The 25,979-nt window shown below is 70.4% G+C and carries 20 protein-coding genes; 4 read left to right on the top strand and 16 right to left on the bottom strand.

What is annotated here, in order from left to right:
- Positions 1 to 625 precede the first annotated feature (625 nt).
- From ACMXN5_RS01570 to ACMXN5_RS01560, 3 genes are all read right to left on the bottom strand, one after another.
- Positions 626 to 2,029, bottom strand: coding sequence for a diacylglycerol/lipid kinase family protein (locus tag ACMXN5_RS01570; RefSeq protein WP_439673638.1), 1,404 nt, complete (start codon positions 2,027 to 2,029; stop codon positions 626 to 628).
- A gap of 193 nt (positions 2,030 to 2,222) precedes the next feature.
- Positions 2,223 to 2,639 carry a DUF7144 family membrane protein gene (locus ACMXN5_RS01565; protein ID WP_439673637.1) on the bottom strand — a complete coding sequence of 139 codons (417 nt, stop codon included), beginning with the start codon at positions 2,637 to 2,639 and terminating at the stop codon, positions 2,223 to 2,225.
- Positions 2,640 to 2,825: 186 nt separating this feature from the next.
- The gene (locus tag ACMXN5_RS01560; RefSeq protein ID WP_439673636.1) at positions 2,826 to 3,491 is read right to left on the bottom strand and encodes a GAP family protein; all 666 of its coding nucleotides are present in this window, start codon (positions 3,489 to 3,491) and stop codon (positions 2,826 to 2,828) included.
- A 160-nt stretch (positions 3,492 to 3,651) separates the two neighbouring features.
- On the opposite strand from ACMXN5_RS01560, the gene ACMXN5_RS01555 reads away from it, so the two are divergent.
- The gene (locus ACMXN5_RS01555; RefSeq protein ID WP_439673635.1) at positions 3,652 to 5,268 is read left to right on the top strand and encodes an MFS transporter; all 1,617 of its coding nucleotides are present in this window, start codon (positions 3,652 to 3,654) and stop codon (positions 5,266 to 5,268) included.
- Between the two features lie 57 nt (positions 5,269 to 5,325).
- On the opposite strand, the gene ACMXN5_RS01550 is transcribed toward ACMXN5_RS01555, so the two are convergent.
- The 12 genes from ACMXN5_RS01550 to ACMXN5_RS01495 all read right to left on the bottom strand — a co-directional run bounded on the left by ACMXN5_RS01550 (position 5,326) and on the right by ACMXN5_RS01495 (position 21,379).
- Positions 5,326 to 5,709, bottom strand: coding sequence for an SHOCT domain-containing protein (locus ACMXN5_RS01550; protein ID WP_395796591.1), 384 nt, complete (start codon positions 5,707 to 5,709; stop codon positions 5,326 to 5,328).
- A 412-nt stretch (positions 5,710 to 6,121) separates the two neighbouring features.
- On the bottom strand, positions 6,122 to 7,366 hold the full coding sequence (locus ACMXN5_RS01545; protein WP_439673634.1) for a hypothetical protein: 1,245 nt from the start codon (positions 7,364 to 7,366) through the stop codon (positions 6,122 to 6,124).
- 283 nt (positions 7,367 to 7,649) lie between these two features.
- Complete coding sequence (locus ACMXN5_RS01540; RefSeq protein WP_439673633.1) at positions 7,650 to 7,934, bottom strand: SHOCT domain-containing protein; 285 nt, start codon at positions 7,932 to 7,934, stop codon at positions 7,650 to 7,652.
- Positions 7,935 to 7,978: 44 nt separating this feature from the next.
- Entirely contained in the window at positions 7,979 to 8,422 is a 444-nt protein-coding gene (locus ACMXN5_RS01535; RefSeq protein WP_439673632.1) for a DUF6325 family protein, read from the bottom strand.
- Positions 8,423 to 8,877: 455 nt separating this feature from the next.
- Positions 8,878 to 9,321, bottom strand: coding sequence for a hypothetical protein (locus tag ACMXN5_RS01530; protein WP_439673631.1), 444 nt, complete (start codon positions 9,319 to 9,321; stop codon positions 8,878 to 8,880).
- A gap of 270 nt (positions 9,322 to 9,591) precedes the next feature.
- The gene (locus tag ACMXN5_RS01525; RefSeq protein WP_439673630.1) at positions 9,592 to 10,992 is read right to left on the bottom strand and encodes an FAD-dependent oxidoreductase; all 1,401 of its coding nucleotides are present in this window, start codon (positions 10,990 to 10,992) and stop codon (positions 9,592 to 9,594) included.
- Between the two features lie 24 nt (positions 10,993 to 11,016).
- Complete coding sequence (locus ACMXN5_RS01520) at positions 11,017 to 11,997, bottom strand: spirocyclase AveC family protein (RefSeq protein ID WP_439673629.1); 981 nt, start codon at positions 11,995 to 11,997, stop codon at positions 11,017 to 11,019.
- Between the two features lies 1 nt (position 11,998).
- Positions 11,999 to 17,410: a type I polyketide synthase gene (locus tag ACMXN5_RS01515; RefSeq protein ID WP_439673628.1), complete on the bottom strand. Its 5,412-nt coding sequence runs from the start codon at positions 17,408 to 17,410 to the stop codon at positions 11,999 to 12,001.
- 438 nt (positions 17,411 to 17,848) lie between these two features.
- Positions 17,849 to 18,526, bottom strand: coding sequence for a response regulator (locus ACMXN5_RS01510; RefSeq protein ID WP_439673627.1), 678 nt, complete (start codon positions 18,524 to 18,526; stop codon positions 17,849 to 17,851).
- A complete protein-coding gene (locus tag ACMXN5_RS01505) occupies positions 18,523 to 19,809 on the bottom strand; it encodes a sensor histidine kinase (protein ID WP_439673626.1) in 1,287 nt (428 codons plus the stop codon). Before ACMXN5_RS01505 ends, ACMXN5_RS01510 begins: the two co-directional genes overlap by 4 nt.
- Positions 19,810 to 20,202: 393 nt before the next feature.
- Positions 20,203 to 20,739 carry a hypothetical protein gene (locus ACMXN5_RS01500; RefSeq protein WP_439673625.1) on the bottom strand — a complete coding sequence of 179 codons (537 nt, stop codon included), beginning with the start codon at positions 20,737 to 20,739 and terminating at the stop codon, positions 20,203 to 20,205.
- 121 nt (positions 20,740 to 20,860) lie between these two features.
- A complete protein-coding gene (locus tag ACMXN5_RS01495) occupies positions 20,861 to 21,379 on the bottom strand; it encodes a hypothetical protein (RefSeq protein ID WP_439673624.1) in 519 nt (172 codons plus the stop codon).
- Between the two features lie 960 nt (positions 21,380 to 22,339).
- On the opposite strand from ACMXN5_RS01495, the gene ACMXN5_RS01490 reads away from it, so the two are divergent.
- The 3 genes from ACMXN5_RS01490 (at position 22,340) to ACMXN5_RS01480 (ending at position 25,004) form a co-directional block, all read left to right on the top strand.
- Positions 22,340 to 23,368: a helix-turn-helix domain-containing protein gene (locus tag ACMXN5_RS01490; RefSeq protein WP_439673623.1), complete on the top strand. Its 1,029-nt coding sequence runs from the start codon at positions 22,340 to 22,342 to the stop codon at positions 23,366 to 23,368.
- A complete protein-coding gene (locus ACMXN5_RS01485; RefSeq protein ID WP_439673622.1) occupies positions 23,358 to 23,990 on the top strand; it encodes a hypothetical protein in 633 nt (210 codons plus the stop codon). The genes ACMXN5_RS01490 and ACMXN5_RS01485 overlap by 11 nt, the downstream gene beginning before the upstream one ends.
- A 201-nt stretch (positions 23,991 to 24,191) precedes the next feature.
- Complete coding sequence (locus ACMXN5_RS01480) at positions 24,192 to 25,004, top strand: SAM-dependent methyltransferase (RefSeq protein WP_395796615.1); 813 nt, start codon at positions 24,192 to 24,194, stop codon at positions 25,002 to 25,004.
- A gap of 19 nt (positions 25,005 to 25,023) precedes the next feature.
- Here the strand turns inward: ACMXN5_RS01480 and ACMXN5_RS01475 are convergent, their stop codons facing one another.
- Positions 25,024 to 25,950 (bottom strand): helix-turn-helix domain-containing protein, encoded by a 927-nt coding sequence (locus tag ACMXN5_RS01475; protein WP_439673621.1) that lies wholly within the window; start codon positions 25,948 to 25,950, stop codon positions 25,024 to 25,026.
- Between the last annotated feature and the right edge of the window lie 29 nt (positions 25,951 to 25,979).

Genomic DNA, 25,979 nt, shown 5'->3' with positions numbered 1-25,979 from the left:
TTTCGGCTGAGATTTACCCCCCGGGGTATATTTCGAGCGTAGCACGAGTACCCCCGGGGGTATTTTTGGACGCAGTAGAACTCGCTCTCGCGAGGGCGTGCGGCAACCCGCGCTTGGATATGGATGAGCCGTGTTCACGCGCGCGGCAGGCATCGTCGAATCGGTGGTCAGCGAGTCGGTGACCAACCCGCTACGCACACATGGTCGGGTACGACGACAACGAGGGCCGCGAGCGGCCGTGCCGCTGCGGAGCTGTTTCGTCACAACGCCGAGGACGAGGCTCGCCGCGCCCGACTCTTCGCGGAGGTGCTCGACCAACTACGTTGCCCGGGACGTCTCGCCGGTCGGGGGATCGAAGACCGTCGCGCCTGCGGTGGGGTGCCTCCGTCACCACTCGGTCGCCCCCGGTGCCGCCGCCACGGTATGCGGATAAAACCTCGCCATCGACACGAGTGCGAGCGGCTCGCCTGATCGTCACGGGGAGTGCTCGGCTGGACGCAACCAGAACGTCAGCGTCCTGATGAGCGGAGAGTGACAACGCGACGACGTATCGTCGTTTACGGGCTCGCGGTGATCGTCGGTGGATTGCGGCGCCCGCGGGCCGGTCCGCGGGCACGGCGCCGCTTCACGAAGCGGGCGGCCTGCTCGCTCGCTCTCGTGAACTGCGGGGGCCGACGGCGCGTGTGCGTCGGGCGGGGAGGGCCAAAGCGAGTACGCGACGCCAGTCCACGCGGCGGCTGGGTCGGGGAACGCCCGGGCGATCGCGCGGGACGAGAACGCGTAGCGCGACCGGACGCAGGGTGCACACGACCGGTGTACACATTCGGAGTGCCTCGCCGTCGACCGCGACGGGAATCTCGGTGGCCTCGGAGGTGACCTCGACGCGGTGGGCGCTCGTCACGGTCAACGCCTCGGAGCGCTCACCGCGTACGACCAGGTCGGCGGCCGGGACCGCGCCCCGAACGTGGATCCCCAGCACGCCGAGTTCGCCATCGTCCAGGCGCGGGCGTCGGCCGGTGCCGGCCATCTCACTGGGGGAGTTGTACCGATTGTTGCTGATCAGCAGGGCCTGTTGCGCGGTCAGGACGGTGTCGTCGACGCGCGCGTCGAGCCGTACGCCACCATCACCGACCAACAGGTCCGGCAGGAGGCCGAGCGCCGTCGCGGCCTTGTCGTCGCGATACTCGGGGCGCTGCACGACGTCGGCGTACGCACCGAAGGACACCGTGTTGACGAAGGCGCGGCCCGCGACGTCGCCCAGGTCGACGTGCAACTCCTCGCCATCGGTGAGCGCGTCCAGACACCGGCCCGGGTCGGCGCGGTCGAGCCCGAGGTCCATCGCGAAATGGTTGCGCGTCCCGGCCGCGATGACGAGGAAGGGCACGTCGTGTTCGGCGGCGACCGCTGCCACCAGCGCCTGGGTGCCGTCACCACCGGCCACGCCCAGCAGGTCCGCGCCGTCGACGACGGCTTCCTGGGCCAGTTCGGCGACGTCCGCGGGAGCGGAGGGGTCGAGGAGAACGACCCGCGCGCCGAGTTCCTCGGCCCGTTCGACGAGGCCGAAGCGGCCGACCTTGCCTCCCCCGGACTTCGGGTTCATGATCAGGAACGGCCTCGCGGGCCGGGCCGCAGGCGCGGCCGGTTGCACACGATCCGGGTCCGACGTGCGCAGGGCCGCCCGGGCGCACGCCACGGTACCGGCCCAACACGCGCCCAGGATCAGAGCGTCGAACCACAGGCCGTCGAAGGCGAAGAGCACGAGGACGGCCACCGGCGCGCCCACCGCGATCAGTGCGCCGACCAGCCGGACCGCGCCCCGGTGCGCGAGGAACCACCACAGACCGACGGCGCAGGCCGCCAAGCCGAGAAACGCCGCGCCCACGATCAGGAACCCGGCCTCGCGCAGTGCGATCACGAGGACGACCACCACGCCGACGACGGCGAGCAATGCCAGACGCGCCAAAAGACGTGCGGCCCTGCCTCCATCGACGCGCGCTCGCCGTGACGAGGCCGTTGCGTACCGGCCCATGGTGTGCCTCCCGGCTTGCTCCGCCCGACCGATGCCCACGGAAAAGTCGGCCGTGCGGTCGAACCGCGTCCGACCGGGTGACGGTGTCTTCCGACCGTGCCAAGGACGCTCGTCGCGGGTTTCGTGTGATGGAGAGGGCAGATGACCGGTGTCGAACCGCGGTCTCCTGCCACCTCGACGTTGCCACGAACGTTCAATACCGATTCTTGGCCGGTCCCGTGCACAGTGCCCAGATGACGGCGATGTCGATGGCGATGAGGATCGTCGACCACAGCGGATAGTGCGGCAGCCAGGTGAAGTTGGCGATCATGCTCAGCCCCGCCAGCAGTACGCCCAGCATGCGCGCCCAGAGCGCATTGGCGAACAACGCGAGGCCGGCGAGAGCGACCACGATCCCGAGGATCAGGTGGATCCAGCCCCAACCCGCGACGCTGAAGCCGAACGTGTAGTTGTGGGTCCTGAGGATGACGTCGTCTTTCGCGATGGCGGCGATCCCCTGGAATACCGCCAACACCCCGCCGACGATCATCATGACGGCTGCGAACACCGTCCATCCGCTTGCGGCAGTGGATGGTGAGGTGTGATGTCGCGTGCTTGTGTGATTGGTCATCGCTGATCATCCTTGGCTTTCGGCTTTCGAGGCGTCGGCCGCTGCCTGCGCCGTGGCGCCCTGAATCACGGCCGCATGCGTGTGTGCCGCGAATGCGGCCGTCACGTTTCCACCGTCTCTCTCGCGTACGAAAGGCGCCACCGGATCGTTGCCGCCACAGGCGGACAAGCGCCGACGCGGCGATCTCTACGAGAGTTTGACGAGTTCGTACGTGCTCTTGGCGGCCAACCACAGGCCCAGCAGCAGCGACAACACGACGATGGCCTGGTCCTGGTGGGTGGTGAGGGCCGTGCGTAGCCGATCGAGCTCGATGTGTGCCCGGGCCGGCGCGAACGTGGCGTACAACTCCATCGCGAACAAAGTGGCCGTGGCGAGCAGGAAGTAGCTCATCAAGGCCACGAACGTGGCGGCCGAGGACAGGTCCGCGTTCATCACGGTGGCCCCACCCGCGGCGACCATCGCCCACGGTTGGAGCAGGATGGCGAGGCCGGCCGCGGTCCATCCGGAAACGCGATCCAGCCGTGCCATCCACCTCGGATTTCCTCGGGAGCGGGTGGCGCCTCGGCGTCGCTTGCGCTCGCCGTAGACCACCAGCGCGATGCCCACGGTCAGCTTGACCACGAGACCCGCCGTCGAGGGTGCACTGTGTTTCGAAGGCGGAGTGCCCCCGGTCAACAGCAACACCGCGGCGACCACCACGACGAGTTCCACGAGCCAGGTCAGGGTGAACACAAGCCCTTTCAACAACCCTCTGTCCGCGGACAACAACAGGATGAACGCGGAGTTGTGCATCGGTCCCAGGGTGATGGCCGTTCCGATGAGGACGAGATCAAGGACCATGGCTGTCCCCATGTGGGTGAATGTGGATCGGGGTCGCGCGAGAGCGTGTCACCGCCCTCGGTACCACCCGTCGGGTCCCGCTACACAACATTTCGGAGCCGGTGCCCGCCATCCGGCTGACGCTGCGGCGCGGCGGATCCGGGCTCTTGTCGGGCGCTGGAACCATGTCGTCATGACAGCCGCGATGGGCAGGCCGGTGCGCTCCACAGGGACACGCCTGGTGCTGGTCCCGCTGGTCCTGGGGCAGTTTCTGATGGCCCTGGACAGTTCGGTCATGAACGTGTCGATCGCGACGGTGGCCGAGGACGTGGGCACGACGGTGACCGGGATCCAGGGCGCGATCACGGCCTACACGCTCGTGATGGCGATGCTCATGATTCCGGGGGGCAAGGTCGGCGGGCTCATCGGTCGTCGGCGTGCGTTCATGATCGGTTGTGGCATCTACGGGTGTGGTTCGTTGACCACCGCGCTGGCCCCGAATCTGCCGGTGTTGCTGCTCGGTTGGGCGGTGTTGGAAGGAGTCGGTGCGGCGCTCATCCTGCCCGCGATCGTGGCGTTGGTGGCGGGAAACTTCCCGGCGGAGCGTCGCCCTTCCGCATATGGGCTCGTTGCCGCCGCGGGGGCGGTGGCGATCGCGGCGGGTCCGCTGATCGGTGGCGTGGCGACTACGTACTTCTCCTGGCGCTGGGTCTTCGCCGGCGAAGTCCTGCTCGTGGCGGTGATCCTGGTACTCGCGGCCCGGGTCGCCGACGCGCCCGTCGCGGCGCGAGAGCGCCTGGACGTCGTCGGCGCCGTGTTGTCCGCCGGTGGGCTCGGGGTCTTCGTGTTCGGCGTGCTCAAGTCGGCCGAGTGGGGGTGGTTTCGACCGAAACCCGAAGCGCCCGCCTGGTTGGGGGTGTCGCTGGTCGTGTGGCTGATGTTGTCCGGAGTGGCCCTCGTAAGGCTCTTCCTCTCCTGGGAGACCCGCCTGTCGGCCCGGGGCGGGGATCCGCTCGTGGACCCGATGATGCTGCGCAATCGGCAACTCACCGGCGGCCTGACGATGTTCTTCTTCCAGTACCTCGTGCAGATGGGCGTGTTCTTCATCGTTCCGCTCTACCTGTCGATCGCGTTGGGCCTGTCGGCGTTGGCGACCGGCGCCCGTATCCTGCCGCTCTCGCTCACGCTGCTGGCGGCCGCGATCCTGATCCCGCGGTTCCTTCCGGACGTCTCGCCGCGGCGCGTGGTGCGACTCGGCGTCCTCGCGCTGCTCGCGGGGGCGGTGGCCATGATGGCCGCGCTGGACGCGGACGCGGGCCCCGAGATCGTCACCGTGCCCCTGCTGTTGATCGGACTCGGTATGGGCGCGTTGGCGTCGCAGCTCGGTTCGGTCACGGTATCCGCGGTCCCCGACGAGCGGAGCGCGGAGGTCGGCGGCGTGCAGAACGCGGTCACCAACCTCGGTGCCTCGATCGGGACGGCGCTCGCGGGATCGCTCCTGATCGCCGCCATGACCTCGTCGTTCCTGAGCGCCATCGAGCATAATCCGGCTATTCCGGCATCCGTCGCGAGCCGCGCGACCGTGGAACTCGAAGGCGGAGTCCCCTTCCTGTCGGACGAGCAGCTCACCTCCGCCCTCGACAAAGCCGGCACGAGCACGGAGGTGAAACACGCGGCCATCGAGGCGAACGACGCGGCCAGACTCGACGGCCTGCGGGCCGCCCTCGCCGTCCTCGCCCTCGGCGCCCTCCTCGCCCTGTTCTTCACCGGACGCATCCCCACGACCCAACCCCGCTCGGCCCGGACGTAGCGACAGCGGACGAACGCACGGATGTGTTCATCCAGTGTCGGACGCCGGACCGCGATCTCAGGCCAGGATCTTGGCCTTGGCTCGTTCGTATTCATCGACGGTGATGTCACCGTCGTTCCTGAGCTGGGCGATGCGGGCCAGTTCGTCGGACGTGCCAGGCGTGGCGGCTGCGTCCCGCACGTAGGAGCGGAACTCCTCCTGCTGCTGTTCGACCCTGCGTCGGTCGCGTTCGCCCATGCCGCGCCCCCGCGCGATGAAGTACACGAAGACGCCGAGGTACGGCAGGACCACGCACAGAACCAGCCAGCCCGCCTTGCCCCATCCACTGAGGGAGTCATCGCGGATGATGTCCCGGAACACGTGGAAGAGGAGCATGATCCAGAGGATCCACAAGAAGAACCAGAGCATGGTCCAAAAGGCGTTGAGAAGTGGGTAGTCCATGATCGATCTCCTTCGATCAATCCCGACGGTATCCGCGGGGCCGTCCAGGAAGGCGGAGCCGCCGCCCACCCCGCCGTTGCGGGTGGGCCCGGAGCGCTGGGAGTGTGCTCTGCTCACACGGGGTGGGGCACGATGCCCTCGCGGGACGTGTACGCGTCGCGATCGGCGACCACCGCCCACCGGCACGGCGGCGGATATCCGTGGGACATGCCACCGGATGTCGCCTTGGAGCCGCGCCTTACTCGGCGTGTCGGCAACGGGCCGGCGGCGCTGTACCCGATGTCCGCACCGTCATGGTGGCCCGATCTCCAGTTTACGGCGGGACCTCACCCGATCGCCTCATGCGGCGCGCACCGACGAATTGCCCGACGGGCCGTCACACTCGTGACCGGACCGGCTCCGGGCGGGGGGATCACGGCACTCCGCCACCGACCGGGCCCGGCCGCCCGTTGTGGGCGGGAGTCCGCGAGAGCGTCGTTCGTCCCGTCGCGGCCAACAGCGCGATGATCGCGAGCAGGGCGAGAAGTACGGCCACGAGCAGCAGGATCGTCCACGCGGTCGGGCGATTCCACAGGGCGAACCACAGGGCGATGACGAGGAGCGCGCCGATGGCGAGCCACCGCCGGTGGGCGGCCACCCAGGTGCCGGTCTTTCCGGTGTGCAGCCCGTGCGTGTCGGCCCACCGCGCGACGGAGTCGGCCGCGCGCTCCATCGATCCGCGCAGGGCCCGCGGCAGTCGGCCCGTCCCGGACAGGTAGGCGCCGAGGGCGACGACCAGGCCCAGGACGATCCCGGTGCGGACGCTGTTCTTCAAAAAGCGCAGCAGCGTGTCGAAGATCGCCGAGGCGGCGGCGGGGGACTGTACCTGGGCGGGCAGGTGATCCAGATAGAAGCGCCGCGCGATCGCCAGGGCGATGGCCACGACCAGGCAGCCGAAGGCGACGCCCAGGGCGGTGGTGACCAGGGCCCGGCGGCGACGCCGCGCCAGGAATACCCCGATCGCGCCGAGCAGAACGGCGATGATGGGCAACCAGTTGCCGAGCACGTCGAGTGCGTGTGCCGCTTTCTTGAACTTCCGCAGTTTGTCGGACTGGATGAGCACCATCTGCTTGTCGACGTCGGGAATCTTGTCCGCGGGGCTGACCCCGGCGTTGACGAGATCTTGCTTGACCGCGTCCACCGCGGCGCCGACATCGAGGGTGACGGTACCTCCGTCGACCCCGACCGCGCCCCGGCCCTTGCCGGTGAGCGCGTGGTCGAGCGCCGAATGGGCGGTTCGGTTGGCGTTCTTCCAGACCGTCTCGAACCTGTCGCTTTGGGTGAAGCGGGTCGCCGCCTTGTGGGCGGCCTGGGTTGCGGCGTCGTCCAACTGCGGTGCCAGTGACTTCACGGCGTTGCCCACTCGAGGCGGCAACCCCTGGGACTCCAACCAGGCCGCGAGGTCCGCGGTGACCTCTTTGCCGTCGACCCGAACGTCGACCGCCTTGGTGATCCTTTCGGCCACGGCGGATTCGATCGCCGGGTTCGACGCGAGGGGGGCGATCGTCTCGACGTACCTGCCGGTGTCCAGCACGATGTCGTGCACCCACACTGTGATCAGGGAGAGTGGCACCAGGACGCAGGTGAGTGTGATCAACACGGTCGAAAGGATGCTCATCACGATTCGCCCCGCGCGCGAGCCCCGATGATGGACCGGCGTGCGGACGACCCGGGCAGACCCGGTGTTGGGCGGCTCCGACGGCGTGCTCATACCACTCTCCGGGCGACGGTGGAAGGATTGCCATACAAGTCGAATATGCGCGAGGCGTGTGGGATCGCGCACGTTGAGTTACGCCTACCGGGATGGTCGGAGGCCGAGCCTTCGGGCAGGGTTCGCCTGTTGAGGTGTCTTCCGCGCGGGACGGGGGATCGGGCGCGCGTGACGACTCGTGTCGAGCGAGTCAGGAGCCGAGGATCGCGGCCTTTTGGGTCTCGAACTCGCTTTCACTGAGCACGCCTTGTTGCTTCAGTTCACCCAACTCCTTGAGCTGGGCGAGCTTGCTGCTCATGTCGTCCGCCGGTGCGGATGGTGCGGGTTCGGCGGCGTAGGCGGGTCCGGTTGCCGGTTGCTGCGGTTCCTGTTGGGCCCAGCGGCCGGCCTGGCGCCGGGAGACTCGGTTGGAGACCGCGGTGGCGGTTCCGGCGACGACGGCGGTGCGGGCGATGCCGCGAAGAAGCCCTGGCATGATCTGTCTCCTCTGCTGGGGTGGGAACGGCCTTCGAAAGCGACTCAGGCCGTGCTCTCGGCGGCGTCGAGCGAGGCCAGGATTTCCTGGACCGGGATACGTCCATTGGCGACGAGCCGGGCTCCGCCACGTCGCAGGGCCGCTGCGAGCGGGCCCGCCCACACGTTCTCGTAGACGAGGACGGCCGCCGCGCTGCCGGGCTCCAGTACCTTGCTCGCGTCGTCGATCTCGTCCTGGCCGAGCAGTCCCGAGGAGGATCCCTCGAAGACGGCGAGGTCGAGGTTGTCGTCGCCGGTCAGGTCGGCGAGTTCGACTCCTCGGACCGATCCGTCCGCGTTCTTGCGGACGAAGAGCAGATCCAGCACCCGGATGATGCCACGGTCGACCAGATCGATCAGGAGGGGCAGTCCCTCGCCGGTCATCCGACTTCCGGGAAACTCGATCACCAGGTAGTCGATCGGGCCGGGCTCGTAGGGTTCGTTACTCATGTCGGCTCCTTGTCCGGTCGGGTCGTCGACGTGTGTCGGGTGGGGTCCACCCCCACACCCCCGCGCCTTCGCGGTGTGCGACGGCGCCGGTACCGACAGTGACCGTCGCCTTCGTCATTTCAGCAGCGGACGGCCGGCCACGCATCTCGGCTCACGTTCGACTCCCCCGGCCGGGACGATCCTCGCCGCGTCGGCGTCGAGGGAGGCGAACCCCAGGCAAGCCGATGTGCCCGGTGACAGGCTGCTCCGGAGCCGAACGAGGGAATCCGAAGGTCGGTGCGGCGTCGGTGCTCCATGCGAGGAAACCACCGCCTCGGTGCTCGAAGCGCCGATGGGGCAAGCCCGCCGGTTTCGCCGTTCCACGTCTTCGGGGCCGAACAGGCCCGGGGATGGCCGCCGTGGCCGCAAGCGCCGGGTCCTTGCCGGTTGGCGGGGCCTTCCTCGCGGGGGCGCGGTCAGTGGCCCAACGCCGCCTTCGCGGCAACGATGATCAGGCCGAGGAGGAGGTTCACGACCCCCTCGGCGACCACCTGCATACGGCGGGCGCCGGCGGCGACGGCGCCGAGGGAAGCCCAGACGACCTGCTGCGTCACGGCGATACCGAGGGCAAGCCACGCGGTGGCGCCGAGGCCGAGGCCGAGCAGGGGGCTCCCGGCCACAACCGCGGCGGGGATCACGGCTGCTTCGACGATGGACCGCTCGTGGCGTGCGACGCGGCGCACTTCGACCAAGTCGGGTCGTGGGCCGTGGAGTCGTTCGCCGGCCAGGCGCGCGTAGACGTGGGCGGCCCAGAAGACGAGACCGGTGATGATGAGCAGGAGGCTGAGTTGCAGTCGTGGATAGGGGCCCAGGGTCCCGGCGGTGGCCACCACGGAGGCCGCGAGCAGGGATCCGTACACGGCGCCGGCGTAGTCGGTCCGGGACGTGCGCGTCGCGCCTGAGCCTCGCGATCTCGCGGACGGTTCGTGGGGGCGGGCCATGACTTCACAGTAGAAGGCGGAAGCGAACGGCGCCTGTCACCGTCGCGGCCGAGCGGTGGTCCGAGTGGTGGGTTGATGCGTGATCATGTCGTGGAGACCGCGACCGGCGGAGGGTGATCCGCAGCTCGGCGAGCCGCGTGCTGCTCCCATCAAGAGACCTCGGCGAGAGCGGACCTCGACCGGGCCGATCTACCGTGACGGTTTCGTGTGGGACGAACGGCGTGACTGATGGAGTGCGTTGATCGCGATGTGGGTGACGTGCCGTGGATGAATGAGGAGCAAGGGATTGCCGGTCATGTTGGTGACGCGGGCAATGTCGTAGAACATGCGCGGATCCGTGGGGACGCGTTTATACCACTGCTCCAAGTACCACACGCCCAGGCGGACGAGCACGGGTGGCCGTTGGTCCTGCCAGGCACGGTCGGACAGGGTCGCAAGGGCCCAGGGCCGGCTGACCACACGGGCCGAACGCCGTTGGAACTCGGCGGCCATGCCGTCGAGTCGGCCTCCTCGTGTAGTGAGCATGTCGCGCAGGACGAGGGCTTCCAGGGCCGCGACCGTCATGCCCTGGGCATAGATGGGGTTGAACGCGCAGACGGCGTCGCCGAGCGCGATCAACCCGTCGGGCCAGGGTGCAAGGCGGTGGAGGTGGCGGCGCCGGTTGGCCGTGTGGGCGTATCGCACCACCGGGGTGACCGGCTCTGATCTCCGCATGGTCTCGTACAGGCCGCCGGCGAGGGATTTCGCGAATGCCTCGAACCCGCCTTCGTCGCCGGGCGGGTGGTCGCCTGCTGCGCCCTGCAGGCTCACCATGAGCCGGCCGCCCTCGGTTCTGAGGGCGAAGGCGCCACGAGAGAAGAGCGGGGCGTGCGGGAGTTCGAACAGGGCGAGCCAGTCGCCGCGGAGTGCCGGGGCCGCGCGGTAGGTGCGGGAGGCGTAGCCCACGCGGGCGTCGACGGTGCTCTCGCGAACCCGGGGAAGGCCGAGGTCGGTGAGCCAGCCGGGCAGGTGCGAGCCTCGGCCGGTGGCATCGGCGACCAGGTCGGCCCGAAGTGTCTCCGTGGCGGACGTGCGGCCTGCCGTGGACTGTCGCAGCCGCACTCCGGTGATGCGCCGGCGATCATCGCTCAGGGTCAGGCCGGTGGCGGTGCATCCGTCGCGGATGTGTACCCGGAGGACACTCAGGACCCGTGCGCGGATGAGCGTTTCCAGCAGCGGGCGGCTGACCATCCGGATGTGGATGTCGGAGCGTAGCGGTGGTGGCGAGCCGTAGGGGAAGTGCAGGCGTCCGTCCAGGCAGAAGTCCGCCGACGGCGCGCCGGTCGCGGCCAGTTCGTCCCCGATGCCGGGCAGCAACCGTTCCAGGGACTGGTGGCCGCGGGCCTGCAACGCGTGTGCGTGGCGTCCCTGCGGCACTCCCTTGCGCGGGCGGGGCTCGGGGGTGAGACGGTCGCGTTCGATGATCGTGACGTGGGTGAACGCGTCGCCGAGCACGTGTGCGCAGAGCAGCCCCGCGATGCCGGCGCCGATGACGACGGCGTGCTCTCGCCCCGGTGGATGGTCGAGATGGCGTCGGCTCACAGGTTTCATGTGCGCGGCTCCCGAGGGGGGAAGTCAGCCGGTGGGCCGGTCCCACCAACTCGGCAGGTCGATGGGGTGGCTGATCAGCGAGGCGAGGGCCATGGTGACCTGGAACCCCAGGGTGCAGACGTTCATGAATCCGATGCCGGCGAGCAGTCGGCTCCACGGACGGGTCCACCGGGGCAGTCGGTCGGTGCCGCGGAAGAGGTGGGCTTCACGGCCGGGTTCGGCGTGCACGGCCATGGCCAGGACCGGCACGATGAAGAAGCCGACCACGGCGAGCGTGGAGGTGATGGGTAGTTGGTACCACTGCCCCTCGAAGAAGGTGAGGTTGCCGGGCAGGGCACGCGGGTAGGCGAACCCGCCGAGCCGCTGGTAGGCGCCGGTCAGGAGGGGCTCGCACACCAACATGACGACGATCGTCAGCGCGAGCGTGCGACGTCGGCTCCAAAGCGGCCGTCGGGCGGCACACAGCCGAACGACGGTCAACGCGATGATGATCCACAGCAGCATCACCGGATAGGCGATCTCCATGAGGAAGGACTCGACGGCGGGGGTGTCTCCTCGCCATCCGGGCAGATACGGCCCCCAGGTGTCCACGTTGAGGTCGTAGCGGTTGTTTCCGGCCGCGTAGCGGAACTGGCTGACGTAGGGGTTGCTCCAGAAGGAGAAGCAGAATCCGATGAACACCGCGGTGTTCAGGGTGATGCGGCCTTGGGCACGGCACTCCCGCCGACACACCGCGGCCAGCACGAGGAAGAGCAGCCCGGCCCCGACCTGCCCGATGTGAGTGACGACCTTCATCGTGTGGGGGATGGTGTAGTCGCCCGAGGAGTGGGCGTGCGCGTCGCCACCGACGATCCAGCGGGTGAAGACCACGCCCTGCAGGATCAGACAGGCCAGGCCGAAGGCGCCCCAATACACCACCGGGCCGCGCCGGCGACCCGCGGCCGGGACCCGGCCGTTGCCCGGGGTCGCGGAGCCGGAGGCGGCCCGTGCCGACTGTTCCGTCATGTCAGTGATCCTGTTCGCCGATGTCGAGGCCCATGGCGTCGAGCAGTCGGTCGGCGAGGGTGGCGGGGGTGGGCTTGACCCAGATCACCCCGGGTTTCAGCTCCGTGCGCAAGGCGCGCTGGAGACGCTGCTGGAGTTGGACCGCGCCGAGGGAGTCGAGTCCGAGGATGACCATGCTGGTGTGCGGGCCGATATGGCGGGTGCTGCCACCGAGCAGGTCGCGCACGGTCTCGATGACGAACTCCTGGAGGATCGCCCGGCGTTGTGGCATCCCGTCGGCGGCCAGGAGTCGGTTGCGCACCGCGGTCTCCTCTTCCCCGGCCTCCCCGGCCCCCTCGGTTTCCTTGGCGGTGAGCAGCGGGGCGAGCAGGGTGGACGTACGCAGGCTCGGGTAGGGCGCGATCCACCGGGCGGTGTCCACGGGAGAGTAGGCCGGTTGCCGGTGACCGGCGGTCAGGATGCGCTCGAGCGCGTCGATGCCGTCGGCGGGGCTGATGGTGAGGAACCCCCGGTCGGCCAGGTGCCGTCCGCGGCCGACCTCGCTCCAGGCACCCCAGTGGATGCCGGTGGCGGGCAGCCCCCGGTCGAGGCGGTATGCCACCAGGCCGTCGAGGAAGCCGTTGGCGGCGGCGTAGGCGGCCTGTCCCGGGGAGCCGATGAGGGAGGCGATGGAGGAGTAGAGGACGAAGTGGTCGAGGTCGTTGTGGGCGGTGGCCTGGTGAAGGGCCCAGGCACCTGCGGCTTTTCCGCGCCAGACCCGTTCCAGGAGGGCGTCGTCGAGGTTGGCGACGGTGGCGTCCTCCACGACCCCGGCCGCGTGGAAGAGCCCGCGCAGCGTGTGGCCCTCCTTGCCGGTCGCCGCGACTGCCCGCGCCGCGACGGCCGGGTCGCCGATGTCGCCGCGCACGACTTCGATACCGGTACCCGCGTCGCGCAGGGCGCGCAGTCGAGCCTCGATTTGCGCGCTGGGCGCGGAGCGTGCGTTGACGACGATCCGGCCCGCGCCGCGCAGAGCGAGCCATTCGACGGTGAGCAGCCCCAGGCCACCGAGGCCGCCGGTGACGAGGTAGGCGGCGCCCGGCCGTACCGGCTCCGCGGGTTCCCGGGTCGGGTCGCCGGGGCCGGTGAGGATCCCGGCGACGTGACGCCCGTCCGGCAGCAGCGCGATCTCGGTGAGCGGTTGCCGGTCGTCCAGCAGTTCGCTCACGATGCCCGGGTACGGGTTGTCGTCGGGCGTGAACTCCAGGGTGGCGGCCCGGAGTTCCGGATGCTCGTACGCCACGGATCGCAGCAGTGCGCGGACGGCCGCAGCGGTCAACCGTGCCTGGTCCGAACGGTTCAGGACCCACAACCGGGGTGGCCGGTCCTGCTCGGCCAGGTGCCGCACGAGGGTGACGACCCGGTGGACGGCCCTGAGGGCGGACTCGCCGGGTGTCTCACCGGGGTGCGCGTCGCCGAGCGTGAGTACGACTCCCGTGCCGGGAGCCGGCGCGGACGCCGCGCCGAGGACGGAGTCCGGCGGCAGGATTCGGCAGCCGGCCGTTTGTCTCCCGAGTTCCCCGGCGAGGGCGCGGGCCCACGCGTCGTCGCCGGTGGTGAGGACGGTCCACCTGCCGTCCGAATTCCGAGGACGTGCTTCGGATACCGGGGCCGCGACCCACTCGTGGTGGCTCAGTCGGGCGGCGAACCGCTCGGTCGGCGGGGTGATGTTGGCGACGCGCAGTCCGCGGATCTCGGCAACGACGGTGCCGTCGGCGGTGGTCAGCCGGGCCGATGCCGTGCAGCCCAGATCGTCGGCCTCGTGGAGTTCGACCAGGGCCGCGCGGACATGGGCGGTAGGCGCGTGGACGCGCACCTCGTCGAATCCCGTGACGACCACCGGACCGGGAGTGAGGGTGTGGTGGGCGAGCCATACCGCCACCGCGGTTTGTACCACCTGGTCGGCGAGGGCGGGGTGCAGGGACATGGTCCAGGCGGAGACCCGGGCGGCGTCGTGAGTGTGCAGGATGCCCAGAGCGCGATCTTCGGTGGGATGGACCCGGATGCGGTCCAGGGCGGTGAAGGCGGGGCCGTGGAAGACGTCGTGCCGGTCGCGGAATGTGCGGTGCAGGGCCGCGATGTCGTGATCCCGCAGGCCCGCCGGGGCCAGGTCGGCGGGGGCGAGCGGTTCGGGACGATCGGGACCCAACGGTCGCACGGTGCCGTGGGCATGCACGGTGATGCCCGCAGCGCCGGCGGTCACGATCTCGATGTGGGCGATGTCGCCGTCGCGCACCAGTCGGGTGGTGACCCGCGGTTCGGGGTCGAGGACGAGGGGGTTGAGCACACTGATCTCCGAGGCGGCGACGCGCTCGACATCGAACACACGCGCGGCGGCGGCCAGCATCATCTCCACCACCGCGGTGCCGGGAAGCACCGGCACGCCGGCCACCGCGTGGTCGGCGAGCCAGGGCAACAGCCGCGGGCCGACGGGCGTTTGCCACAGGTGACGCCCCGGGCTGTCGGGATCGTGGACGTGGCCGCCGAGCAGCGGATGCTGAGTGGCGCCCGGCAGAGCGCGGGCGATCACGCGGTGGGTCGGTTCGCCGCCGCCGTGGCGGGAGCGGTGCCAGGCGGTGACCGGGACGTCGCACAGCTGCCCGTCGCCGTAGCGGGACGCGAAGTCGATGCCGTCGTATCCGGCCGCATGGAGCGTGCCGAGGTGGGTCAGGAACGCCTCGGAGTCGTCCGTGTCCTGCCGCAGACTGCCGACGGCTACGGTGTCGGGGACGGCGTCGTGCCGGGTGATATCCAGAATCGGGCGTACCGCCAGCGGGTGGGCGGTGCACTCGACGAACAGTCGGTGTCCTGCGGCGAGCATGGCGGAGATCGCCGTGTGGAACCGGACCGGGTCGCGTTGGTTGCGTACCCAGTACGCCCCGTCCAGCGGCCCCGGCCGCAGGGGGTCGGGCGAGACGGTGGAGTAGAACGGGATGCCGGGATGCGCCTCGGGCACATCGGCCAGGGCGGTGTGCAGCCGGGCGAGTATGGGGTCGACCTGCGGGGAGTGCGAGGCCACTTCGACGTCGATCGTCTTCGCCACCACCCCCTCCGCCGTCCACCGCCGGACCAGCGCGGCGATCTGTGTGGCGTCGCCCGACACGACGGTGATGCCGGGCGAGGTGAGGACGCCGAGGGTCACGCCGTCCGCTCCGGCGGCCTCGATGGTCGCCTGCACCCGGGCGGCGTCGAGCATCACCGAGGCCATCGCACCACCGGAGATCGTGGCGAGCAGCGCGGAGCGGCGGCAGATCACCTTCACTCCGTCCGCCAAGCCCAGACCACCCGCCACCACCACCGCGGCGACTTCACCCAGCGACTGCCCTACGACCGCGGCGGGCCGGACGCCCCACGAGCGCCAGACGGCGGCGAGCGCCACCTGGACACCGAATAAAGTGGGTTGAATACGGTCGAGCCCGACCATGTGACCGGGGTGTTCGATCATCTCCCGCAGAGAGAACCCGGCTTCGGTACGAATCAGCGGCTCCAACTCCTCGACGGCTGCGGCGAACACCGGCTCCTCCGCGAGCAGGCCCCGGCACATGCCGGGTCGCTGGGACCCCTGGCCGGTGAACACGAACACCGCGCCCGGGTGCTCGGGCGGCAGCAGCGGCGTGCCGGACACCACACCATCGGCCGACTCCTGTACCGCGAAAGCACGTGCCCGGCCGACGAGTTGGCGGCGATTCCGGGCGACGATGGCCAGTCGGTGGTCGGCGTGCGAGCGGCGCTGGGCCAGCGTGTGCGCCACGTCCGACAGCGCCACCGCCGAGCCCGGCCCCTCGGCCCAGTGCGCGAGGCGCGAGGCCGCCAGGGACAGGGATTCGGGGGAACTCGCCGACAGGGTGAACAGCCGAGCCCTGCCCCCGGGTTGCCGGGCCCGGCGGGGCCGGGCACGTGGCGTGGGGGCGGATTCCAGGACCACGTGGGCGTTGGTGCCGGTCACCCCGTAGGAGCAGACGGCCGCCAGTCGCGCCGCGCCGTCCACCGGCCACGTGGTGAGTTCCGTAGGAACGAAGAGCCGGGACGCCTCCGCGCGCGTGATGGCGGGGTTCCACACCGTGAAGCCGGCGTTGGGAGCGATGGAGCCGCGACGCAGGCACTCCACGGCTTTGATCATTCCGGCGATGCCGGACACCGGTTCCGAGTGCCCGATGTTCGTCTTGATCGACCCCAGGGCGCACCGGCCCCGGCCGCGTCCGTAGACCGCGTCGATGGAGGTGTATTCGATCGGGTCGCCCACCGCCGTGCCCGGGCCGTGCGCCTCCACGAGGCCCACCGCGCCCGGGTCGATCCCGGCCTTGGCGACCGCCTCGTGGAACAGCCGCTGTTGCATCCGTGTCGACGGCGCGGTCAGCCGCGACGCCTGGCCGTCGTTGTTCACCGCCGAACCGCGGATCACCGCCAGGACCCGGTCCCCGTCCCGCCGGGCATCGGCCAGCCGCTTCACGACGAGCACGCCCGCGCCCTCGCCCCGCACGTAACCGTCGGCACGCGAGTCGAAGGCATGGCACGCCCCGCTCTCCGACAGCAGCAGCGGAGCCTCGTAGTAGTGCGTCTCGGGTGACAGCATCAGGAGGACCGCCCCGGCCAGGGCCGTGTCGCACTCGCCCAGGGTGAGCGCCCCGCAAGCGGTGTCCAACGCGACCAACCCGGAGGAGCAATGAGTACTGACCACCATCACCGGACCGCGCAGGTCCATCGCGAACGCCACCCGACCGGCCGCGCTCGCCGTGAAGTTGCCGAATAAATAAGGGCTGTTGGGCGCGTCCTCGACCGGCTGGGCCTCCCGGAACAGGTTGTCCGGGGCATACGTACCCATGTAGACGCCGGTCCGCGAGCCGCGAAGTCGTCCCACGGGGATCCCGGCGTGCTCCACCGCCTCCCAGGCCACCTCCGTCAGCACCCGAAACTGCGGATCCACCCACGCCTGCTCCACCGGAGCCACCGACAGCGCCTGCGGATCCCAGGCCCACACATCGCCATCGAGGAAGCAGCCGTACCCGGCCCGCACCGCGAGCTCCGGGTCGTGCACCCCGGCCAGGCGGGCGGCATCCCACCGATCGGCCGGCACCGGGCCCACCGTCGAGCGTCCCTGGGCCGCCAACCGCCATAACCCGCCCGGACTTGTCACACCGCCGGGGAACCGGCAGCCGATCCCGACGATGGCGATGGACGTTTCGTTGCGGGCGGACACGGCAAGCCCCCTATTCGGCGCAGCGGCAGTCTTCGGGCCGTGGACGAATCGGTACCGCACCGGCCGTGGTCTCGACAGGGCGCGGTGTATCGATGGGCTCGAGACTCTGATGACGTCCGCGGTCGGCGGGCACGCCCATGGGGGCACTGGTGCGGTCGTGCGGCACGCGGTACACATGCCGACTCCGACGGGCCGCCGCGTGAGGCGACCAGCCGGAGCGGCCCCGTCGTTGCGGCTGCCACATTGACCACCTACCGGTACCAGGCGCGCATCCCCGCACAGCGGAGACGTGCATGGCCGAAATCTACTGCTTCTCGTCTTTCTTGGACATGGCCAGAGACAAGCCATTCGGAGTATTCGGGTGCAGTGCGCGGCCGACGACCCTGGGACGTGGCAAGGGTTGCAACTCCTTGAGAGCGAGTCCTCCGACGTGGTCCGGAACACCATGGACTTCGGCCGACCCAGGAGGTGTCCAGGGTGAGCCGTACGTGGCGATCCGGCGTGATCACCGCGCCGACATGACGATGTGTGAGCTTGAGCGCGAGTACAACGTGTCGTGGCGGACGGTGAGGAAGGTCGTGGACTCGGTCCGGTCGGAGCCTCGATGGCGTCGGCTCAGGCCGGTGGGGCCACCAGGCCCGCCTCGTAGGCGGCGATGACCAGTTGCACCCGGTCGCGGGCTCCCAGTTTGGTCAGCAAGCGGCCGACGTGGGTTTTGGCGGTGGCGGGGCCGATGTGCAGCTCGGCGGCGATCTCGGTGTTCGTCAGGCCGCGTCCGACCAGGGTGAGCACTTCGCGTTCGCGGGTGGTGATGCCGGACCGCGCCGGGCCCGGGCGGGCCGCCCGCCTCGGGGCGCCGGCGGGGTCGGGGCGGCCGGCGAATTCGGCGATCAGGCGGCGGGTGACGCTCGGTGCGATCAGGCCGTCGCCGTCGGCGACCACTCGGATGGCCGCGAGGATGTCCACCAGGGCCATGTCCTTGACCAGGAACCCGGCGGCGCCCGCGCGCAGCGCGCCGTACACGTTCTCGTCGTCGTCGAACGTGGTCAGCACCAGGACCCGGGTGGCCGGGCACTCGGCGGTGATGATCCGGGTGGCCTCGATGCCGTCCATGTCGGGCATCCGGATGTCCATCACCACCACGTCCGGGCGTAGTTCGGCGGCCAGTTCGACGGCGCGCGTGCCGGTGCCGGCCTCGCCGACCACCTCCAGGTCGGGCAGGCCGGCGATGACCATGCCCAGACCTGCGCGGATCAGTTCCTGGTCGTCGACCAGGACGACGCGGGTGCTCACGCGGGCAACCTCGCCTCGACCCGGAAGCCGCCCTCGGGCCGCGCCCCGGCGCCGAACCGCCCGCCGACCAGGGCCACCCGCTCGCGCATCCCGGCGATGCCGAGGCCGCCACCGCCGACCGAACCGTTGCCGGTCGAGCCGGTGCCTACCGAAGTGGTGCATGCCGAAGTGGTGCCTGTCGCAATGCCGTCGCCGTCGTCGACCACCTCGATCGCCAGTTCCTCGGCCAGGTACTCCACGGAGACCCGACACCGCCGAGTACCGGAGTGGCGCACCGTGTTGGTGACCGATTCCTGGATGATCCGGAACGCGGTCAGGTCGATCTCGGGTGGCAGCGGGCGCCGTTGGCCGTGCCAGGCCACGTCCACTCGTATGCCCGCCGCCGCCGCGGTCGCGACCAACCGCTCGACCCCTTCCAGGCCCACAGCCGGCGCGAGCCGGGCGCCGTCGGGCCGGCTGTCCCCGTCGACCCGGCGCAGCGAGACCAGCATCCGGCGCAGCTCGGCCAGGGTCTGCCGACTGGTGCCCTCGATCGCGTCGAGCGCGGTGCGCGCGCCGGCCGGCTGCGAATCCAGGACCAGGCTCGCCGCGCCCGCCTGGATCGCGATCACGCCGATGCTGTGCGCCACCATGTCGTGCAACTCCCTGGCGATCCGCAGTCGTTCGGCCAGCACGGCGCGGGCTGCCGCCTCGGTGTGCAGCGCCTGGAGGTGGTCGTGGCGTTGCCGGGCCGAGGTGCCCGTCATCCAGCCGATCATCAACACGACGAAACCGACCGCGAGTTGGGTGAGCACGTCGCCCGGGTTGTCGCTGCCGGTGTCGACCGCCCAGCGGCCGACGAACACGCCGCCCCAGGCGGCCGATACCAGCCCGGCCGCCACCGTGCCGTTACGGCGTGACGCATCGGCGGCGTACCGGCCGATCAGAATGGCAAGGGCCGGGATCAGCGGCCAGACCCGGTCGCGCAGGAGCATTACCGCGATCGCCTCGGCGGCCATGATCGCGAGCACCGGCAACGGCCGCTTCCGCAGCGGCCCCACCGGCAAGGCGAGCAGCACGGCCACGATCGACGCAGCCATCGTTGCCAACGGCGTGTAGCCCTGCTCCGCTCGATACAAGAACCCATGCAGCGCGAACCACAGGAAGGCCACGACCAGGCCGACCAGCGCGACGCGCACGGCATGGACAACGGCGGACAGGGTCGGACGGGGTGGACGAAGCGGCGAGCGCGGCGTCGTGGGCACCGGGGTCGAGATCGGCGGAGGCGAACTGTCGGCGGGCACGGGCCGATCGTAGCCGGCGCCCTCCCCACCGAGCGTCCACCGCCGGGCGTACACCCGAGCGACTACCCGGCCCGAACGGCTACCGCCGGGCGTACACCCGAGCGACTACCCGGCCCGAACGGCTACCGCGAGCTACCCGCGGCGCCGGACGCGCCTGAAGTGCCGAGCGCCTACGAGGTTGCCGAGGACGGATCAGGAAACCGCGTTCGGAGCCGGCCGCACTGCACGCGCATGATCCGAGCCGCCCATCGGTCGAGCGCCGTGAAGGGCTGTCCGGTGTCCGGCCCGGGCCCGGTACGGCGCCGCGCCGATCGCGATCGTGACGGTCCGGGCGGGATGTGCCGCGGCGGGGGCCGGCCTCGACGATCACCGGCATGGGCCCGTCGGGGTATGTCAGTCGCGGTCCGATGCGGACAGCGTGTCGGCGACCATGCGGGTGGCGAAGTCGGGATCGTCGGTGAGGTGATTGATGTGTGCCGCGAGCAGAAAGGCGGTTGCCTCCAAGGGAGTCATCTCGTCCTCGGTCCAGCTTCCGTACTGTGCGCGCCACAGACTTGGGCTCAGGCCCGTTCCCGCGGCGACGACCAGGCCGGCCATGGTGGGGATGGCTTCGGGACGGATGCTCATGGGCATCCTGCGCAGTGTGGCCACGAGGTTGGGCACCACACGTTCGATGGCGTCCATTCCGTGCTCTGCGTAGGCGACCCGTAACCACTCCATGAACAGGAGGATGAGGGTGCATGCGCCGTCCAACACGGCCGCCGCTCCCTCGGGGCCCACCGACGCGACGAACCGGTCCGTCAACTCCCGCTGTTCCGGGTCGGTGTCGATTCGGTCGACTTGGATGCTCTTGAGCCGAGAGTCCACCATCATGAGCGCCGCACCCACGTCGCCGATGGGGGCGTGCACAGGATCGCAGGGCGATGACACGGAACACCTCCTCGCACAGCCGCAGGGGTAGCGCGACATGTCCGCAGATCAGACCTCGGGTGCGGTTCGGATGTCGCGAATCTCGACATCGGCACCGTTGGGGAAGCGGATTTCCATGATGCTACGCAGGTTGTGTTCGGGTGGCGGTTCGCGAGTTCAGGTAGTCCAAGAACAGCGATTGCAGATCCGGGGTCAGAGCGATGACGTCCTCGCTCGTCGGGACCAACGTCAACCCGCCTCCCTTGGGGATGCCGCGGTGAAATGCGGCGTCGGTCCTGCGCGCTTCGAACAGACGCCCATCCGGAGACAGCACGAGGCTGTGTTCGCTGGAGCCGGTCTCCGGTGCGAACGTCGCCAGTTCCCAGCCCTTCCCGACCTCCTCGAAGACCCGCACCACGTGTGTCTTGCGGCCGAAGAGGCCGGCCTTCTCTTGGCGAGTGTCGACGTGCAGGAACAGTGGTACGAGCTTCCGTGTCGGCAGCCGCCCGGCTACGTCGGCCACGAAGGCGGCGAGCTCGGGAGTCATCCCAACGCCCCGGCGCGATTCGATGCCCGAGAGCCTGAGGCGCTCCCGCTCTTCCGCGAACTTGATCTGTTCGATCTCGTGCTCCCGGCTTCGAGCATCGTCGACCGGCCCCATCCGCTACCCCCCACGTCCCTGGTGTCCGGCACGTTAGTCCGCGATGAGCCGTCGTGACGCACGAATGGCCAAGAACCGCCGCGCGAAGGCGCGGAACGAGCCGGCTGGTCGGGCCTGGGGCGAGTGATTCGAATTGCTCCGCGGTCCGGCGCCTGCGCTTCCTCGCCGCCCAGGTCATCGCCTACGCCAACGACCTCCTGGGACGTACCAACAGGCAAGCCCGGTAAGGCGCGCCGACCCCGGCTCTCGCACTCGGGGCCGGCCTTGCGCTGAGCCGGGGGATCGACGATATCGGTGCACTCGCCGGACCGGTTGCCGGGGGAGGTTGGGAAGTCCGCATGTTGGGGTGGGTGTTCGTGTGTGGTGGGGGATGGTGTGGTGGCGGTGGGGCGGGTTGATTTGGGTGCGGGGATTTTTGGGTGGGGTGGTGGGTGATTTCTTTGCATATGCAATTGCATGGGTGTCACTCGCAGGGGTGGATTCGTGGTCCGGGTGGGCTTTGGGGCGATGGATCGGAGAAATCGGGATGTTTCTCCGTGGTGACGTCTTCCGATCGGGTTGCTCCGGGTCGTTGTCGGGTTGTGGTGCGTGACCTGCACTTCTTTGGGCGCTGTGGGATCGTTGTCGGCGGATTCGGCGGGGTTCGTGGGCGGCTTCGAGGCGTCGGAGGGTCGGCCGTGCATTTGCATTTCTTGGGTTTCCTTGGCGTTCGGGAAACTCTCGGGGTAGCTTCCGGAGCGTCGGACGATCCGGATCGGCGGTCGTCGCCCCGGGGTCGCGAGGGAACAACGATCAAGGAATCGACATGGTGGACGACTTATCCGCCGGAGGAGTTTCGGACGATCTCCGGCGATTCCCGAGAACGGCATTCCCCGCTTTCCGTTCGGGGAAAGCATTCGGCATGCGGCGGCGGCGGGCCGGCTCCGGGGCCACGCCCGGGACCGGAGGGAGAGACACGGGATGAACGCCCGCAGGGGCATCACCACGTGCGCCGCGTGCGGTCGACGCTTCGCGCGGCGCGACACGGGCGACCGCAAGCGGCGCTACTGCGCCCCCGGGTGCCGGCGGCGGGCGCGCACGGCGCGGGAGCGGCAGGCGCCGCCGGCCGCCGATCCTCGGGGGCTGGAGGCGGGCATCGTGGCGATTTTGCGTCGGGTGGCCTGCGCGCTGGAGGAGGCCGAACGTACGCGCGAGCCGTTGCGGGTCCGGCTGGCCTACGCGGACCGGCTGAGCGGGGAGACCCAGCGGTATCGCGCGGTGGTGGGGGAGGCCCGGCCCGGCATGGCGGTACGGCTGCGCCCGGAGTGGTCCGCGCAGTTGGCCGCGCGTCTGGGGGCCCGGTCGCATCCGGGCGACGACGCGCGCGGGGACGCGGACCTGTCGGCGTCCCAGCATGCCGGCGAGCGGCTGGCGGCGGCGTTGCGCGAACTGCACCGCACCTCCGGGGTCACCGTCGCGGACCTGGCCTGGCAGGCCGGGATCAGCGAGGAGTTCGTGGCCCGAATCCTGGCCGGCGAGGTGTTCGCGTCCTGGCCGGTGGTGGAGACGTTGGCCGGGAAGCTGGGCGGCGAGGCGGCGGAGCTGCGTGCCCTGTGGGAGTGCTCGCGCGGGGTCGACCACGGCATCCGGCGCGAACTGCCAAGCCTGGCGGCGTTGTTGACCGCCATGGTGCGCGGCCTGTGGTTGGCCGCCGGGCAGCCGGCGCCGGATCGTCTCGGCGGTGATCCGTTGCGCCCCGGTACGGTCGAGCGGGTCCTGGCCGGCGAGCTGATCCCGGACCGGGCCGTTGCCGAGCTGCTGGTGGAGCGACTGGGCGCGCACCCGGACGTGATCCGGCGGTTGTGGACGCAGGTGCACTACGGCGTGCTGATCCGCCTCGGCGACGCCGGATTCCCGGCCGGGGGACTGCCGTTCGCCGCCCTGCCGGGGCCCGAGTCGCGGCCGGACCCGGTGACCGGTACGCACACCGGCGACGGCGATGTCGGCTGACCGGGGTGCGGCGGCGCGCACCGCCGTCCGGACGCGCGCCGAGGCGCTGATATCCGCCGCGCGGCGCCCGCCGGCGGGCGCCGCGCCGGAGTCGGATCGCACCGATGGCGAGCCGGCCGGGTCCGGTGGATCGGCCGGGGCACCGATCGACTTCGCCGCGTTCTGTCTGCTGCATCGGGCGCGGTGGGCGCAGTACGCCCGGCACCGGGTGGGCGATCCCGTCCGGGGCGAGCGGGCCGTGCAGTCGGCCGTGGCCGAACTCGCGGGCACCTGGGCCGACATGTTGCGCGGGCCCAATCCGACCGCCGGGGCCTGGCGCATCCTGGGCCGGGCCGTCACCGCCTCGCACGCCCCCGCCCGGGGCACCCTGTACGACGCCCTGCCGTGGCCGCAGGCGGACGCGGTGGTGCTGCACTACCGGCTCGGCATGACCCTGACCGCCGCGGCCGACCTGATGGGCACCGATCCGCCCGAGGTGGCCGCCCAACTGGTCCTGGCCGAGCGCAGCCTGCCCACCGCCGTGGTCAGGACCCTCGAACGCCGTCCCGACGCCGCGCCGCGTCCGGACGGCCGCGACGCCCCGATCCACCCCCGCGGCCCCGACGGCCCGGGCGGCGGATGAGGGCGTGCGGGTCGTGCGCAACCCGTGCCGCGCGACCCGCTTTTCCCCCCACCGTGCCGTTTCGCGCCGCGTGCGGACTCCCGACTTCCCGGCCCGAGTGCCTGCCCCGGCGCACGTCACGCATCTAGCATGGTGCGCGCACGGGCGGCGACCGGAAGACCGCGGTGGATTCCGGCGAGCGCGGACGCACGAGGGGGCGCGATGGGGAACGCGGACGGACCGATGCCCGAGATCGACGTGGACACACCGAGTGCCGCACGGATGTACGACTGGTATCTCGGCGGCACCGACAACTACCCGGCCGATCGCGCGGCTTGCGAGGAACTGCTCAAGATCGTCCCCAGCACGCGCGAACTGGCGCTGAACAACCGGGCGTTCCTGCGCCGGGTGGTCCGGGTGCTGGCCGCCGAGTACGGCGTACGGCAGTTCCTGGACCACGGATCCGGGCTGCCCACCCGGGACAACGTGCATCAGGTGGCGCAGCGCGTGGACCCCGCGTCCCGGGTGGTCTACGTCGACAACGACCCCATCGTGCTGGCGCACGGGCGGATGTTGCTGGAGGAGAACGCGAACACCGCCGTCGTCCAGGCCGACATGACCGATACCGACGGCATCTTCGGGCGTCCCGAGGTCGAGCGGCTGATCCGGCTCGACGAACCGGTCGCGGCGCTGTTCGTCTCGGTCCTGCACTGCCTGCCCGAGTCCGCCGAGCCAGGGGCGATGATTCGCCGGGTCGCCGACCGGCTGCCCCCGGGCAGCTTCATGGTGATCTGCCAACTGGTCAGCGAGGACCCGGCGATCCGGGACGGCGTGAGCGACTTCATGGCCCAGGCCACCGGGGGCAATTGGGGTCGGGTGCGTGATCGTGCCCAGGTGGACGACTACTTCACCGGGCTGACCGTGCTCGATCCCGGGCTGGTGGAGGTGTCCACCTGGCGCCCCGACTCGCAGGTCGCCGCGCGCCAACAGACCGACGAGTGGATCGAGTACGGCGGCCTGGCCCGGGTGCCCTGAAACGGATGCCCCAGAGGCGTCAGCCTTCGGCGGCCGCGGTGAAGTGGCGTTCGGCGTCGCGCAACATACGTTCGCTGGAGTCCCGATTCTCGGCCGCCGCCCACAGGCGGAGCAGGATCTCCCGATAGGCGTCGATGTCCGCGCGCCTGCTCAGGTACGTCGCGCTGTTGGCCTGCTCCAGGTAGATCATCTCGCTCGGCCCGCCCGAGGCGAAGCGGAGATAGGTCATCGGCGACGGCGGGGCGACCCCGGCGGCCCGATCGAAGCGCACCACGCGGATGTTGATCCGCTCCCGCGCCGACTCGGCCAACAGGTGTCGCATCTGCGCGGCCATCACCGCCGGACCCCCGACGGGTCGGTGCAGGATGCCCTCGTCCAACAGTGCGGTCAGATCCGGGCGATGCTCGTCCGCGAGCAACGCCTGGCGCTGGAGCCGCAGTTCGATGCGACGCTCGACCTCCTCGGGCGCGGCGCGGGGCAGGCCCGAGCGCACCACGGCGCGGATGTACTCGGGCACCTGGAGCAGGCCCGGCACCACGTGCACCTCGTAGGTGTCGATCTTGGTCGCCGAGTCCTCCATCCCGATCAACCGGGCCAGCCAGCCCGGCATCACGTCGCTGTAGTGGCTCCACCAGGCCCGCTCCAGCGCCTTCTTCAGCAACTCCTCTATCTCGGACAGGGATTCCTCGTCCCGGACCCCGTAGTAGCGGACCAGGTCGAAGACGTCCCGGGGGCGCGGCGGGCTCTCGCCGCGCTCCAGTCGGCTGATCTTGGACATCGACGCCCGGATCGCCTCGGCCGCGTCCTTCAGCCCCCGGCCGTTGTCCAGCCGCAACTTGCGCAGCGTGGCGCCGAGCACCTTGACGGCCGCGGCCGGACTGGTCTGCTGGGTGAGGGACACCACGGGTGCGATCGACGGTGCGCGGGCCGGGTGTTCGGCGGACATGGGCACTCCAAGGGGCAGACGGACGTCCG

It is taken from the genome of Embleya australiensis, assembly GCF_051903075.1.
In the GTDB taxonomy this organism is placed as follows: Bacteria; Actinomycetota; Actinomycetes; order Streptomycetales; family Streptomycetaceae; genus Embleya.
The sequence above is the reverse complement of the archived record's forward strand: the minus strand, read 5'-3'. Positions and strand labels throughout refer to the sequence as shown.